Genomic DNA, 12,376 nt, shown 5'->3' with positions numbered 1-12,376 from the left:
GTGGACGGCCTCAGCGGGAGGCGTGTCTAGGCCCATACTGGAAGCAATGACAAAGCCAGCTGCACCGAAGCGCTATCTGCCCACCAGTCCCTTCAAGGCACCGGCCGCGGCGGCCCCCAAGCATTTCGCCGTGGGCGACCAGGTGACACACGACATGTACGGCCTCGGCCGGGTCATCGGCATCGAGGACGGCATCGCGGTGCTCGTCGACTTCGGGTCGGTTCAGGAGCGCATCCTGAGTCCGTACGCCAAGATGAGCAAGCTGTAGGACCGCAGTGCCCGGTCACGGCACACCAGGTCCTGGCGGCCTGTAACGAACGGGAGACCTCTCATCGAACTGACCTCGCTGTTCTCCGCCCCGGAAGGGGCGTCCCGCCGTGCCAACGCGGGATCGCCCCCTCCGGCGACGAACCCCTTCCAGGCCCCCGACTTCGGGGAGGACGAGACGCTGCCGCTCGACGACGGACCGGCGACGTTCTCGGAGCTGGACGAGGCCTACCGCCGGGCGGGCTAGACAGGACGGCCCAGCCACGGGGGGCCGGGCTTCCGAAGGGGAACGGGTTGTTTCCGGCGGCGGACCGGGCGTGCACAGTCATGCCCACTGCTCCTCCTCCCCCCCTCAACGGACCGAGCGGATGAGGACCAGGGACCCTTCATGGGCCTCCGCGTCCCGCAGCGCTCCGTGCCGCGCGTCCCAACTCCCGTCCGCCAAGGCGGTTTGATACGGCCGACGTACTGCGCCCGCGTCCCGTCCGCCACGAAACTCCAGGCCCGGCAGGCCTGGACCGCGCCGGGATCGAGAGCCTCGTTGAACCGTCCGTGCAGTCCGAGGGGACCGGCACGGCGGTGGCGGTGACCGTCCCCCCCCCGAGGGTGTCGGCGATGCCGGCGACGGACGGATGGCGGCGGGCCTCCGTGTCCAGGACCAGCGGCGCGTACTCGTACAGCCAGAAGTCCTGGACGAAACCGGGATCGCAGGAGGTCGGTACGGCGACCGGACCCCGTGTCACCCCGCGCATCTCACGCAGCCCGGCGCCGGTGTCGCTCCACTGGTGCACGCCGAACGTCGTCATCGCCGCGTCGAACGTCCCGTCGGGGAACGGCAGTTGCACGGCCACCCGCGTCCACTGCCGCGGCGAGCCCCCGAGGCCGCTGCTCACGCATCCAACGGGACGGCTCGACAGGGGTGACCCGCAGCCCCACGGTTTCGCGCGAACCCGCCCCCGCCCCCACGTTCAACACACTCTCCACCCCCGCCCCGAGCGCCTCGCGAACCACCCGCGCGATCCTCGGATCCCGCCGCCGATACCCGCTGTGCCCGGCCCGACGACCCCGCAGCCGACGTCCCCCGCACGGCCGTGCAGACGCTATCGAGCAGGTCGACGAGCCGATGACCCGCTCCACTCGGATGTACTTCAGCCATGACCACCCACCGCCAACAGCACACCGCCGCCTGGGTCCGCTACTTCGCCGACCGCGGTCACCCGGGCGCCCGGCCGCTCGCCGCCGGTGTCGAAGGTGCCGTCTACCGGCTCGGCGACGGGACGGTCGCCAAGGTCTGGAGCGGGAGGCGGCCGGCCGCTCTGGAGCTCGTGCGACGGGTCTACGACGACATCGCCCGGCACGCGCCGTCGTTGCCGTTCGCCACGCCGGAGATCCAAGTCGTCGAGGAGCACGAGGGCGTCCTCGTCACCTATGAACGCGAGCTGCGGGGAACGCCGTTGCGGGCCGACTCGGCGATCGCGGCACCGCCCCGGGAGCTGCCCGCGAGGGAGAACGACGCCCTGCTGACGGTTCTGCGCGCCCTGGCCGCCGTACCCGGCACCGAAGCCATGCGCCGTCTCACCGTCCAGGGCGACGACCGCCCCCTCTGGGAGGGCCACGCCCGCTTCCCCGACGCGCTCGCCGCACTCGTCCGGCGTGCGGTCGGCAGGCACGGCGACCTGCTCGCCGCCAGGGTCCCCGACCTCGCGGCGATCGTACGACGGACCACGGAGTCCCTGGTGGCGCTGCCGGGCAGCCCGTTCGTCTCCGTCGTGCACGGCGACCTCGTACCGCCCAACATTCACGTCGACGACACCGGCGCCCCCACGGCCGTACTCGACTTCGGGTTCTTCACCACCGCCGGCGATCCGGCCTTCGAGGCCGCGGTGACCGCCGCCGTGTGGGACATGTACGGGCCGTACGCCGAGCGCCACACCGCCGTGCTCACCCGCCTGTTCGCCGAGGAGCTCCACCACTCGCCGGACACGCTCGCCCTCTATCAGCGGGCCTACGCCCTGACGACGTACGACCTGTTCTCCTCGGACGGGAGCGACGGTCACCTCCGCTGGTGCGCGGGGCTGTTGGGGCGCGGAACTCTTATGCCGCCGCGCTGAACACGGGCGTCGCCGGGACCGGCCGTACCGGGATCGCTACGGTCGCCGGTGTGGTGCGGTCGGCGAATACGAACAGGCGCAGGACCAGGAAGCGGCCGATGCCGGCGAGGGCCGAGGCGCTGAGGTAGACGATCTGCTCGGTGAGCATGGTGGGGGAGGCCTGGACGGTGTGGAGGACGAGTATCGCGGCGGAAGTCGCCGCGTAGGCCGCCGTGGCCGAACCCGCCGACTGCCAGTGCTCACGCAGACCGGGACGGCGCCCGGTGCCGAAGGTGAACAGGGCGTGCAGCTCGGTGCAGAGGATGGTCGAGGCGACCGTGATCAGCGCGTTCGCCACCGCCCAGGGCATCAGCGCGGCCAGCAGCGGTACCGCCAGGCTGGACAGCACCCCGACCCCGCCCCCGCACACCACGAACCGTACGAAGGAAGCGAACGGACCGGGAGCGGTTGTCATGGGATTTCCCTCCGTGCGGCGGCCGTTCGACCTGCGCCGGTCCTCCTGACCGGCTGAGATCAACGATGCCGTCGTACGGCTGCGGGCACGATGAAGCGGTCTCCCGAACCGTTGGTGCAGCGGGCTCCACCAACGGGGTCGGGCTTACCCCCGGCTCCCACCCCCGTCCTGCTCCCCGTCCTGCTCCCGGTCCTGCTCCTTGTCCCGCGTGCGGAGTTCCTCGATGTAGTCCTGCGCCAGCGTCGACGTCCGCGCGAACCAGTCGGCCAGTACGGCGATCTCCTCGGGGGAGTAGTCGGCGAACTGGGCGTTGAGGCGGTCGTAGTAGGGGCCGTAGAGCGCGACGACCCGGGTCACCGCGGCCGGTACGGAGGCCACGCGGACGCGGCGGCGGTCGGTGGGGTCGGGGACGCGGGTGATGAAACCGGCGCGTTCCAGCCGGTTGAGGATGCCGGTCACCGCGCCCGTCGTGACGTGGGCGTGTTCCGCCAGGTCGCCCGCCGTGAGCAGGTTCTCGCCCGCCTTCAGGACGCAGGCGAAGCAGAGGAGATCGGTGACGTTCAGGCCCAGCCGCTCGGCCATTTCCTGCTGGCCGAGCTGGGCGGTGGCGATGAGGGAGTCCATCGCGTCCAGTGCCTGGGCCGGGGTGGCGGCGGGGCGGGGCTTGGCTTGCATGGATATTGCCTTAGCTAGTGAGAGGTTAATGCTCTAAACTTCTTAGATGGTGAGAGATTCGAGGGTTACCTGCGGGCTGTCATCTGCGGTTTGTCGTCTGTCGTCTGTCGAAGGGGCTGGCACATGAGCGCACACCAGTATGACGAGGGGCATACGGTCGCCGGGTGGACCGGATTCGGCATCGCGACCGTCGGGACGGCCGTCGCCGGCGCGGGGGTGTGTACCGTCTCCGCCGCGCTGATCGGCGGCGGACTGGGGATCGTCGTCGTCGCCGTCCTGGTCACCTGGGCGCTCCACCTCACCGGCTGGGGCAAGCCGCCCGGGCGGCGGGACCGGGCGCAGTGGGGGATGCGGGTGCGGGACCCGCTGGCGCGGGCCGGGCACGCCGGGTGTGTCGGGTGCCGGCTGGCGGGGCGGGGACGGCCGGCGGAGGAGTGCACGGACGAGGAGCGCGCGGTCGCGCTCCGGAAGTCCGCTTCCGTCCTGGTCGGAGAAACCGCAGGCTGAGGCCGTTGTCAGTGGCGCCCTCTAATCTCGTGAGCGATGGCACAGACATCACGGGCACAACGGACGTGGAAGTGCTCGGGACTCCGATGGACGGTGGGCGGTCCCGAGCTGAAGTGGGACGGCGGGCGCGGGAGCCCGCTGCCCCGGGGGAAGCGGGTGGCCTTCGAGGTCGCGGAAGGGGGCGGGCGGACATGTGTGGGAGCGCGGGGGCATACCTGTCCGGTGCGGGCGGCCGTGCCGGAGCGCAGCACGGGCGCGCGGTGCGAGGAGTGCGCGCGGCTGGACCGGGCGCACTCGGTGGCCGCCGACACGATCGCGGACGACCCACGGCCGTACCACGTATATCTGGCCTGGTTCGGCCCCGGCCTGCTCAAGGTCGGCATCACCGCCGAAGAGCGCGGCTCCGCGCGACTGCTTGAGCAGGGCGCCGTCTGCTTCAGCTGGCTGGGCCTCGGCCCCCTCATGGCAGCCCGCCGCTCGGAGGAACTCCTGCGCGCCGCACTCCGGGTACCGGACCGGATTCCCTACGGCGAGAAGCGCGCCGTCCGCTCCGTGCTCCCGGGCTCGGCGGCGGAGCGCGCGGCCGAGATCGCCGACCTGCACGCCCGGGCTCTCGCGCTGCCCGAATGGCCGGAGTCGCTCCACCGCGAGCCGTATCAACCCGTGGACCACGTCGACGTGTTCGGCCTCACTGACCTCCCGGCCGCCGTCGGCGAGGTGAGCGGGCTGATCGCGGGCGGAGTGGTGAGCGGGGAGGTGCTCGCGGCCGCGGGGCCGGATCTCCACCTCGCGACCGGGCGGGGAGTGGTCGTGCTGGACACGCGGCTGATGACGGGGTGGGAGCTGATCCCGGCCGGGGGCGAGACGGTCGAATTCACCGTGCCGGTAAGGGAGTTCAGGAGGGAAGCGCCGGGGGTCCAGGAGGGGTTGTTCTGAGCGCTCCGGTGGCGGCTCAGCTACCGTTTCACGCTGGCCCTCCTTGCGGACGAGCAGGGGCCGGTGGGCAGGAGTGGGGTCCCGTATGGGCAGTGAATCCGGTGATCGCGGCGAAACGGCCGAGGCGGCCGAGGCGGTCGAGATCCGGCGGTTCTGGGAGCGGCTCGGGCTCCCCGGACTCGTCGACGTGCACACCCACTTCATGCCCGAGCGGGTGCTGCGCAAGGTCTGGGGTTACTTCGACGCGCTCGGGCCGTCGACCGGCGGTGCGCTCGAATGGCCGATCGCGTACCGGAAGGAGGAGGACGAACGGGTCGCGCTGATAAGGGAGTTCGGAGTACGCGCTTTCACCGCCATGCTCTACCCGCACAAGCCCGGCATGGCCCGCTGGCTCAACGGCTGGGCCGTCGACTTCGCCGCCCGTACCCCCGACTGTCTGCACACCTCAACTCTCTTCCCGGAGCCGGGAGTCGAGGACTACGTCAGGGAGTCGCTGGAGTCCGGCGCGCGGGTGTTCAAGGCGCATGTGCAGGTCGGGGCGTACGACCCGGACGACGAACTCCTCGATCCCGCCTGGGGGTTGCTCGCCGAGTCCGGTACACCGGTCGTGATCCACTGCGGATCGGGGCCCGCTCCCGGCAAGCACACCGGGCCCGAGCCGATCGGCCGGGTGCTGGCCAGGCACCCGCGGCTGCGGCTGGTCGTCGCGCACATGGGGATGCCGGAGTACGAGGACTTCCTCGGCCTCGCCGAGCGGTACGGGGAGGTGCGGCTGGACACCACGATGGCGTTCACCGACTTCAGCGAACGCCTCGCCCCCTTCCCGCCCCGTGCGCTCCCCCGGCTGGCCGCCCTGGGAAACCGCGTTCTACTCGGCAGCGACTTCCCGAACATCCCGTATCCGTATCTGCACCAACTGCACGCCCTGGAGCGGCTGGGCCTCGGGGACGACTGGCTGCGGGCCGTCTGCCATCACAACGGGGCCAGGCTGTTCGGGCTTTGACGGAGACGCGGAGGTTGGGGGGGGATACAGGGGAGACCGAGGCGGCACGGGCGGAACGCACAGGTCCGCCGGAGCCGTGTGCGGGACGGGATAAGTCCCGGGCAAGAGATTCCAAGGTGTTCCCTGAGAGGCCCCTGTGCGTTTCTCAGGAAAATCACAGACTCTAGAAAGCGTGCTCTAAGAGGACCACGACAACGTGTCCACCATGACCACGACCTCGCCCCAGGGGCGCACCGAACTGCTGAGGCCGGACGGGAGCCCCGTCCGAGTGCTTGTGGTGGACGACGAGCTGTCGATCACCGAACTGCTGTCCATGGCCCTTCGCTATGAAGGCTGGCAGATCCGCAGCGCGGGTGACGGAACCGGCGCGATCCAGACCGCGCGTGAGTTCCGGCCCGACGCCGTCGTCCTCGACATGATGCTGCCCGACATGGACGGCCTGACCGTCCTGGGCCGGCTGCGTCGTGAGCTGCCGGACGTTCCGGTGCTGTTCCTCACCGCGAAGGACGCGGTCGAGGACCGGATCGCGGGTCTCACCGCCGGCGGCGACGACTACGTCACCAAGCCCTTCAGCCTCGAAGAGGTCGTGGCCCGGCTGCGCGGGCTGATCCGCCGCTCCGGTGCGGCGGACCGCCGTTCGGACTCCGTGCTGGTCGTGGGTGACCTCACCCTCGACGAGGACAGCCACGAGGTGTCGCGGGCAGGCGAGGGCATCCACCTCACCGCCACCGAGTTTGAGCTGTTGCGCTTCCTGATGCGTAATCCCCGTCGTGTACTCAGCAAGGCACAGATCCTCGACCGTGTGTGGTCGTACGACTTCGGTGGGCAGGCCAATGTGGTCGAGCTCTACATCTCGTACCTCCGCCGGAAGATCGACGCGGGACGTGAGCCGATGATCCACACTCGACGCGGTGCCGGTTACCTGATCAAGCCCGCGGCCTCATGAGCGGGCGACGACGGCCGCGTGCGCAGAAGAAGCGAGCGGGTAAGCCGCGCACCCTGCGGACCCGGCTCGTCGTCGCGTCCGTGACGCTGATCGCGGTGGTCTGCGCGGTGATCGGTACGGTGACGACCGTTGCGTTGAAGTCGCACCTGTACGACCAGCTCCAGAACAAGGTGCAGGAGACGGCCATTCGTGCGGTGGGCCGTGGCCCACAGGGCAGCCCGGGTGCTGACGGACCGGCTCCGTTGAACCCGAACGGCTCGTCGTCCTCCTCCACTTCCAAGAGCGGCGATCCCGATCAGAACCTCACGCCCGCCGCCAAGGTCAACAGGCTCTTCGGTATCGGTGCACAGGAGAAGACGGTCGCCGCCTATGTGAAGAAGGGCTCGATCACCACAGCGTCCTACAGCCAGCAGAAGACCGACAGCACTGGCGTGGGCAAGGGAATGGGTTCCGTGGGTCTCACCACGGCGCAGAAGCAGGCCCTCGCCTCCGTGGCGAAGGACAACAAGACGCACACCGTGACCATCCCGGGTCTCGGGAGCTATCTCGTCAAGTACGCCGCGATCCCTGACAACAGCAGCGAGGGTTTTTACGTCGCCCTGCCGACGACGGACGTCGACAACACTGTCGACACACTCATCCTCGTCGAGCTCAGCGTCACTGCCGCCGGCCTGGTCGCCGCAGGGATCGCCGGTTACGTCCTCGTCGGCGTAGCCACCCGCCCCCTCCGCCGAGTCGCCGCCACCGCCACCCGAGTCTCCGAACTCCCCCTCCACACGGGCGAGGTGACCCTGAACGAACGGGTCCCCGAGTCCGAGACCGACCCGCACACCGAGGTCGGCCAGGTCGGGGCCGCGCTCAACCGGATGCTCGACCACGTGCACGGGGCCCTGCACGCCAGACAGCAGAGCGAGATGCGCGTACGGCAGTTCGTGGCCGACGCCAGTCATGAGCTGCGGACGCCACTCGCCTCCATCCGTGGATACGCCGAGCTGACCCGTCGCGGGCGCGAACAGACCGGGCCCGACACCAAGCACGCCCTCGGCCGGATCGAGTCCGAGGCCGGGCGCATGACCCTGCTCGTCGAGGATCTGCTCCTGCTCGCCCGGCTCGACGCGGGCAGACCGCTGCAGTTCGACCAGACCGACCTGATCCCGCTCGTCGTGGACACCATCAGCGACTCGCGCGCGGCCGGCATGGGGCACAACTGGCGGCTCGACCTGCCCGACGAACCGGCCCTCGTGTCGGCGGACGCGGCCCGTATCCAGCAGGTGCTGGTCAATCTGCTGGGCAATGCGAGAAAGCACACCCCACCGGGTACGACGATCACCGCACGCGTGCAGCGGCGCGGGCCGTGGATGTGCGTGGACGTCGAGGACAACGGCCAGGGCATCCCGCCGGATTTGCTGCCGCACGTCTTCGAACGGTTCGCGCGCGGCGACTCGGCGCGTTCCCGCTCCACCGGGTCGACAGGTCTGGGCCTCGCCATCGTGCAGGCGGTCGCGACCGCGCACGGCGGTGCCGTCACCGTGGACAGCGTTCCCGGACGCACTGTGTTCACCGTGCATCTGCCCGCGCTTGCACCGGCTGTGCCCATGCCCGCCCCCGAAACGAATTGGCAATCGCACTCACAGGCACAGCACAGTGCCACCACATGGGTGCAACAGGGCGCTTGAGGAGAGTCGGTTCATGCGAACCGACTCTTCTCCCGGCACCCTGCCGGCGCGGGAGCACCTCCCGGCCGGAGACGCCGGTACGCCTGTCCTGGACGTAGTGATCCCCGTCTACAACGAGGAGAAGGACCTCCAGCCATGTGTGCTCAGACTGCACGAGCACCTCAAGCGCACGTTCCCGTACGCGTTCCGCATCACCATCGCGGACAACGCGTCGATCGACACCACTCCTCAGGTGGCGGCGCGGCTGGAGTCGGAAATCCCGGAGGTCAAATCCTTCCGGCTGGAGCAGAAGGGGCGCGGTCGAGCACTGCGCACCGTCTGGTCCGCCTCGGACGCCCCGATCCTCGCCTACATGGACGTCGACCTCTCAACCGACCTCAACGCGCTGCTCCCCCTGGTGGCGCCGCTGATCTCGGGTCACTCCGACCTGGCGATCGGTTCCCGGCTGGCCCGCTCGTCGCGTGTCGTGCGTGGCGCCAAGCGCGAGTTCATCAGCCGGACCTACAACCTGATCCTGCGCGGCTCGCTGCAGGCCCGCTTCTCGGACGCCCAGTGCGGGTTCAAGGCGATCCGGCGTGATGTGGCCCAGGCGCTGCTGCCGCTCGTCGAGGACACCGGCTGGTTCTTCGACACCGAGATGCTGGTGCTGGCCGAACGGGCCGGACTGCGCATCCACGAGGTGCCGGTCGACTGGGTCGACGACCCGAACTCGACGGTCCACATCGTGAAGACGGCGACCGAGGACCTGAAGGGAGTGTGGCGCGTGGGCAAGGCCCTGGCCTCCGGTTCGCTGCCGCTCGACCGTGTCACGCGCCCCTTCGGCGACGACCCGCGCGACCGTGACATCAAGGACGTGCCCAAGGGGCTGGCCCGCCAGCTCGTCGGGTTCTGTGTCGTGGGCGGTCTCTCCACCCTCTTCTACCTGGTGCTCTACAGCGCCTTCCGGCAGTTCTCCGGCTCGCAGATCGCCAACGCGCTCGCGCTGCTGGTCTCGGCGGTCGCCAACACGGCCGCCAACCGCAGACTGACCTTCGGGGTCCGCGGCCGGGGCGGCGCCGTCCGCCACCAGGCACAGGGCCTCGTCGTCTTCGCCATCGGCCTCGCGCTGACCAGTGGTTCGCTCGCCGCACTGAACGCGGCCAGCAGCAACCCGGCGCACTCCACCGAACTCGCGGTCCTGGTGGCCGCCAACCTCGCGGCGACCGTCCTGCGCTTCCTGCTCTTCCGCGCCTGGGTCTTCCCGGACCGCGGCGACGGCGCCGACGAGTCGACGCTCGCAGCCCTCAACACCTCTTCGTCGCCCACCTATTCGACGGCGGCGACGACACCCCAGCACGCGCAGCACCACGGTGCGTACGGCCCGCTGCCCATGCGGCAGCCCCAGCAGGGAACGTCGTACGACACCACCACCCAGTTCCGCGCCGGTGAAGCCGCGGACGGCACCTGGAGGGACGCGACCATGCAGTTGCAGCCGGTGCGTCCCCACGACACCGACCCGAGGGACCCCCGATGACCACCGAAACCGATCAGACGACCTATCCGGGAGGAGGCGGCCCCTCGTCCTGGGGGGCGCCGACCGGTGACAGCGGTGCCAGAGACACGGCCCTGCACGAACCGGTGGCGACCTCGGACACCCTGGCCCCCCAGGCCGGTGAGCCCAAGCAGCCGCTCGGCCGCCGCCTGTGGCGCGGCCGGCCCGAGGACCCCCGCTGGGTGCGCCCCGCGTTCTGGGGCATGCTGCTCGCGACGGGTCTGCTCTACCTCTACAACCTGAGCGCGTCCGGCTACTCGAACTCCTTCTACTCGGCGGCGGTCCAGGCCGGCAGCAAGAGCTGGAAGGCGTTCCTGTTCGGCTCGCTGGACGCGGGCAACGCGATCACCGTAGACAAGCCCTCGGCGTTCCTGTGGCCGATGGAGATCTCGGTCCGGATCTTCGGCCTCAACTCGTGGGCGATCCTGGTCCCCGAGGTCCTCATGGGCGTCGGCACGGTCGCGGTCGTCTACGCGGCGGTCCGCCGCCGCCACAGCCCCGAGGCCGGTCTGATCGCGGGCGCCGTGCTGGCGCTCACCCCGGTCGCCGCGCTGATGTTCCGGTTCAACAACCCGGACGCCGCACTGGCGTTGCTGATGTCGGTCGCCTGCTACCTCGTCGTCCGGGCCCTGGAGGACGGCCGTACGAAGTGGCTGGTGTGGGCCGGTGTCGCGATCGGCTTCGCGTTCCTCGCGAAGACGCTCCAGGCCTTCCTGATCCTGCCGCCGCTGGCCATCGTGTACGCGGTGTGCGCGCCGGTGAGCGTGAAGAAGAGGTTCGCCCAACTGGGCCTGGCGACGGGTGCGTTGGTCGCCGCCGCCGGCTGGTGGGTGGCGATCGTCGAGCTGTGGCCCGCCTCCTCGCGCCCCTACATCGGCGGCTCGCAGAACAACAGCTTCCTTGAACTGACCTTCGGCTACAACGGGTTCGGCCGCCTCAGCGGCGACGAGACCGGCAGCGTCGGCGGCGGAGGCGGCGGCACCGGCACCGGCATGTGGGGTGCCACCGGCTGGAACCGCATGTTCAACTCCGAGATCGGCAGCCAGGTCTCCTGGCTGCTGCCCACCGCGCTGATCCTCCTGGTCGCGGGCCTGGTGGCCACGCGCAAGCTCAACCGCACGTCGGTCAGGCGCAGTTCGCTCCTGGTGTGGGGCGGCTCGCTGGTGACGACCCTGGTCGTCTTCAGCTACATGGCCGGCATCTTCCACCAGTACTACACGATCGCCCTCGCTCCCTACATCGCGGCCGTGATCGGCATCGGCGCGGGCTCCCTGTGGGAGCGACGCGGCGAGATCTGGGCGTCGATCACCCTCGCGGCGGCGGTGGTTGCCGCGGGCGTGTGGGGTTACGTCCTCCTCAACCGCACCTCCGACTACCTGCCCTGGCTGAAGTGGCTGGTCCTCCTCGGCTCTCTCGCCGGCGCGCTCGGCCTGATCTTCGTCGCGAAGATCGGCCGTCAACTCGCCCTCGCGGCAGTCGGCCTGAGCATCGTGGCGGGCCTGGCCGGCCCTGCGGCCTACACCATGTCCACGGTCAACTCGGCGCACACCGGCTCCATCCCGACGGCCGGTCCGGCGGGCGCGAGCATGATGGGCGGCGGTCCGGGCGGTGGCCGGGGCGGCTTCGGCGGCGGCAACCGCACCGGCGGCACGGGCACGATGCCCGGCCAGCAGGGCGGCGGCACCACCCAGAACCAGGGCGGCGGCTTCCCCGGTGGCGGCACGATGCCCGGCGGCGGAACGGGTACCACGCCCGGCGGCGGCACCGGCACCGCGCCCGGTGGCGGCGGCACGACCCAGAACCAGGGCGGCGGCTTCGGCGGCGGCCAGATGGGCGACGGCGGCATGGGCGGCGGTGGCGTAGGCGGTCTGCTCAACGGCGCGACGGTCACCTCGGCGGCCAAGAAGCTGCTCCAGACGGACGCGAGCAAGTACACCTGGGTCGCCGCGTCCATCGGCTCCCAGAACGCCGCGAGCTACCAGCTCGCCACCGGTGACCCGGTGATGGCGATCGGCGGCTTCAACGGCACCGACCCGTCGCCGACGCTGGCCCAGTTCCAGAAGTACGTGGCGGACGGCAAGATCCACTACTTCATCTCGGGCGGCACCGGCATGGGCGGCAGCAGCACCGGCAGCTCCTCGCAGATCTCCTCGTGGGTCGAGAAGAACTACAAGAAGGTGACGGTCGGTTCGGCCACCTTCTACGACCTGACGCAGAAGACGAGCAGCTGACACCCGGCTGACGGTTCGGAGCCGAGAGGGGGCGGTGAC

Annotated in this window: 12 protein-coding genes; 9 read left to right on the top strand and 3 right to left on the bottom strand. The window is 70.3% G+C overall.

Annotation, left to right across the window (positions count from 1 at the left end; genetic code table 11):
- Positions 1-46 precede the first annotated feature (46 nt).
- Positions 47-268: a hypothetical protein gene (locus tag AB0I51_RS17335; RefSeq protein ID WP_019073270.1), complete on the top strand. Its 222-nt coding sequence runs from the start codon at positions 47-49 to the stop codon at positions 266-268.
- Between the two features lie 385 nt (positions 269-653).
- On the opposite strand, the gene AB0I51_RS17330 is transcribed toward AB0I51_RS17335, so the two are convergent.
- Entirely contained in the window at positions 654-1,160 is a 507-nt protein-coding gene (locus tag AB0I51_RS17330) for a hypothetical protein (protein WP_362975857.1), read from the bottom strand.
- A gap of 261 nt (positions 1,161-1,421) precedes the next feature.
- Between AB0I51_RS17330 and AB0I51_RS17325 the strand changes: the two genes are divergently transcribed.
- A complete protein-coding gene (locus tag AB0I51_RS17325) occupies positions 1,422-2,378 on the top strand; it encodes an aminoglycoside phosphotransferase family protein (RefSeq protein WP_362975855.1) in 957 nt (318 codons plus the stop codon).
- Here AB0I51_RS17325 and AB0I51_RS17320 read toward each other — a convergent pair.
- Together AB0I51_RS17320 and AB0I51_RS17315 are read right to left on the bottom strand one after the other, a co-directional pair.
- Positions 2,362-2,832 carry a hypothetical protein gene (locus AB0I51_RS17320; RefSeq protein WP_362975853.1) on the bottom strand — a complete coding sequence of 157 codons (471 nt, stop codon included), beginning with the start codon at positions 2,830-2,832 and terminating at the stop codon, positions 2,362-2,364. The two genes, AB0I51_RS17325 and AB0I51_RS17320, sit on opposite strands and share 17 nt — an antisense overlap.
- A 144-nt stretch (positions 2,833-2,976) precedes the next feature.
- Positions 2,977-3,507: a MarR family transcriptional regulator gene (locus AB0I51_RS17315; RefSeq protein WP_362975851.1), complete on the bottom strand. Its 531-nt coding sequence runs from the start codon at positions 3,505-3,507 to the stop codon at positions 2,977-2,979.
- A gap of 123 nt (positions 3,508-3,630) precedes the next feature.
- Between AB0I51_RS17315 and AB0I51_RS17310 the strand changes: the two genes are divergently transcribed.
- The 7 genes from AB0I51_RS17310 (at position 3,631) to AB0I51_RS17280 (ending at position 12,337) form a co-directional block, all read left to right on the top strand.
- Complete coding sequence (locus AB0I51_RS17310) at positions 3,631-4,014, top strand: HGxxPAAW family protein (protein ID WP_362975849.1); 384 nt, start codon at positions 3,631-3,633, stop codon at positions 4,012-4,014.
- Between the two features lie 36 nt (positions 4,015-4,050).
- A complete protein-coding gene (locus AB0I51_RS17305) occupies positions 4,051-4,950 on the top strand; it encodes a DUF2797 domain-containing protein (RefSeq protein ID WP_362975847.1) in 900 nt (299 codons plus the stop codon).
- A gap of 85 nt (positions 4,951-5,035) precedes the next feature.
- Entirely contained in the window at positions 5,036-5,953 is a 918-nt protein-coding gene (locus AB0I51_RS17300; protein WP_362975845.1) for an amidohydrolase family protein, read from the top strand.
- A 205-nt stretch (positions 5,954-6,158) separates the two neighbouring features.
- A complete protein-coding gene (locus AB0I51_RS17295) occupies positions 6,159-6,899 on the top strand; it encodes a response regulator transcription factor (RefSeq protein WP_026179246.1) in 741 nt (246 codons plus the stop codon).
- Entirely contained in the window at positions 6,896-8,575 is a 1,680-nt protein-coding gene (locus AB0I51_RS17290) for a HAMP domain-containing sensor histidine kinase (RefSeq protein WP_362975843.1), read from the top strand. The genes AB0I51_RS17295 and AB0I51_RS17290 overlap by 4 nt, the downstream gene beginning before the upstream one ends.
- A gap of 13 nt (positions 8,576-8,588) precedes the next feature.
- Positions 8,589-10,088 carry a bifunctional glycosyltransferase family 2/GtrA family protein gene (locus AB0I51_RS17285; RefSeq protein WP_362975841.1) on the top strand — a complete coding sequence of 500 codons (1,500 nt, stop codon included), beginning with the start codon at positions 8,589-8,591 and terminating at the stop codon, positions 10,086-10,088.
- The gene (locus tag AB0I51_RS17280; RefSeq protein ID WP_362975839.1) at positions 10,085-12,337 is read left to right on the top strand and encodes a glycosyltransferase family 39 protein; all 2,253 of its coding nucleotides are present in this window, start codon (positions 10,085-10,087) and stop codon (positions 12,335-12,337) included. Before AB0I51_RS17285 ends, AB0I51_RS17280 begins: the two co-directional genes overlap by 4 nt.
- The last annotated feature ends 39 nt before the right edge of the window (positions 12,338-12,376 follow it).

Origin of the sequence: Streptomyces sp. NPDC050549 (genome assembly GCF_040655035.1) — a bacterium.
Lineage (GTDB): Bacteria > Actinomycetota > Actinomycetes > Streptomycetales > Streptomycetaceae > Streptomyces.
The sequence above is the reverse complement of the archived record's forward strand: the minus strand, read 5'-3'. Positions and strand labels throughout refer to the sequence as shown.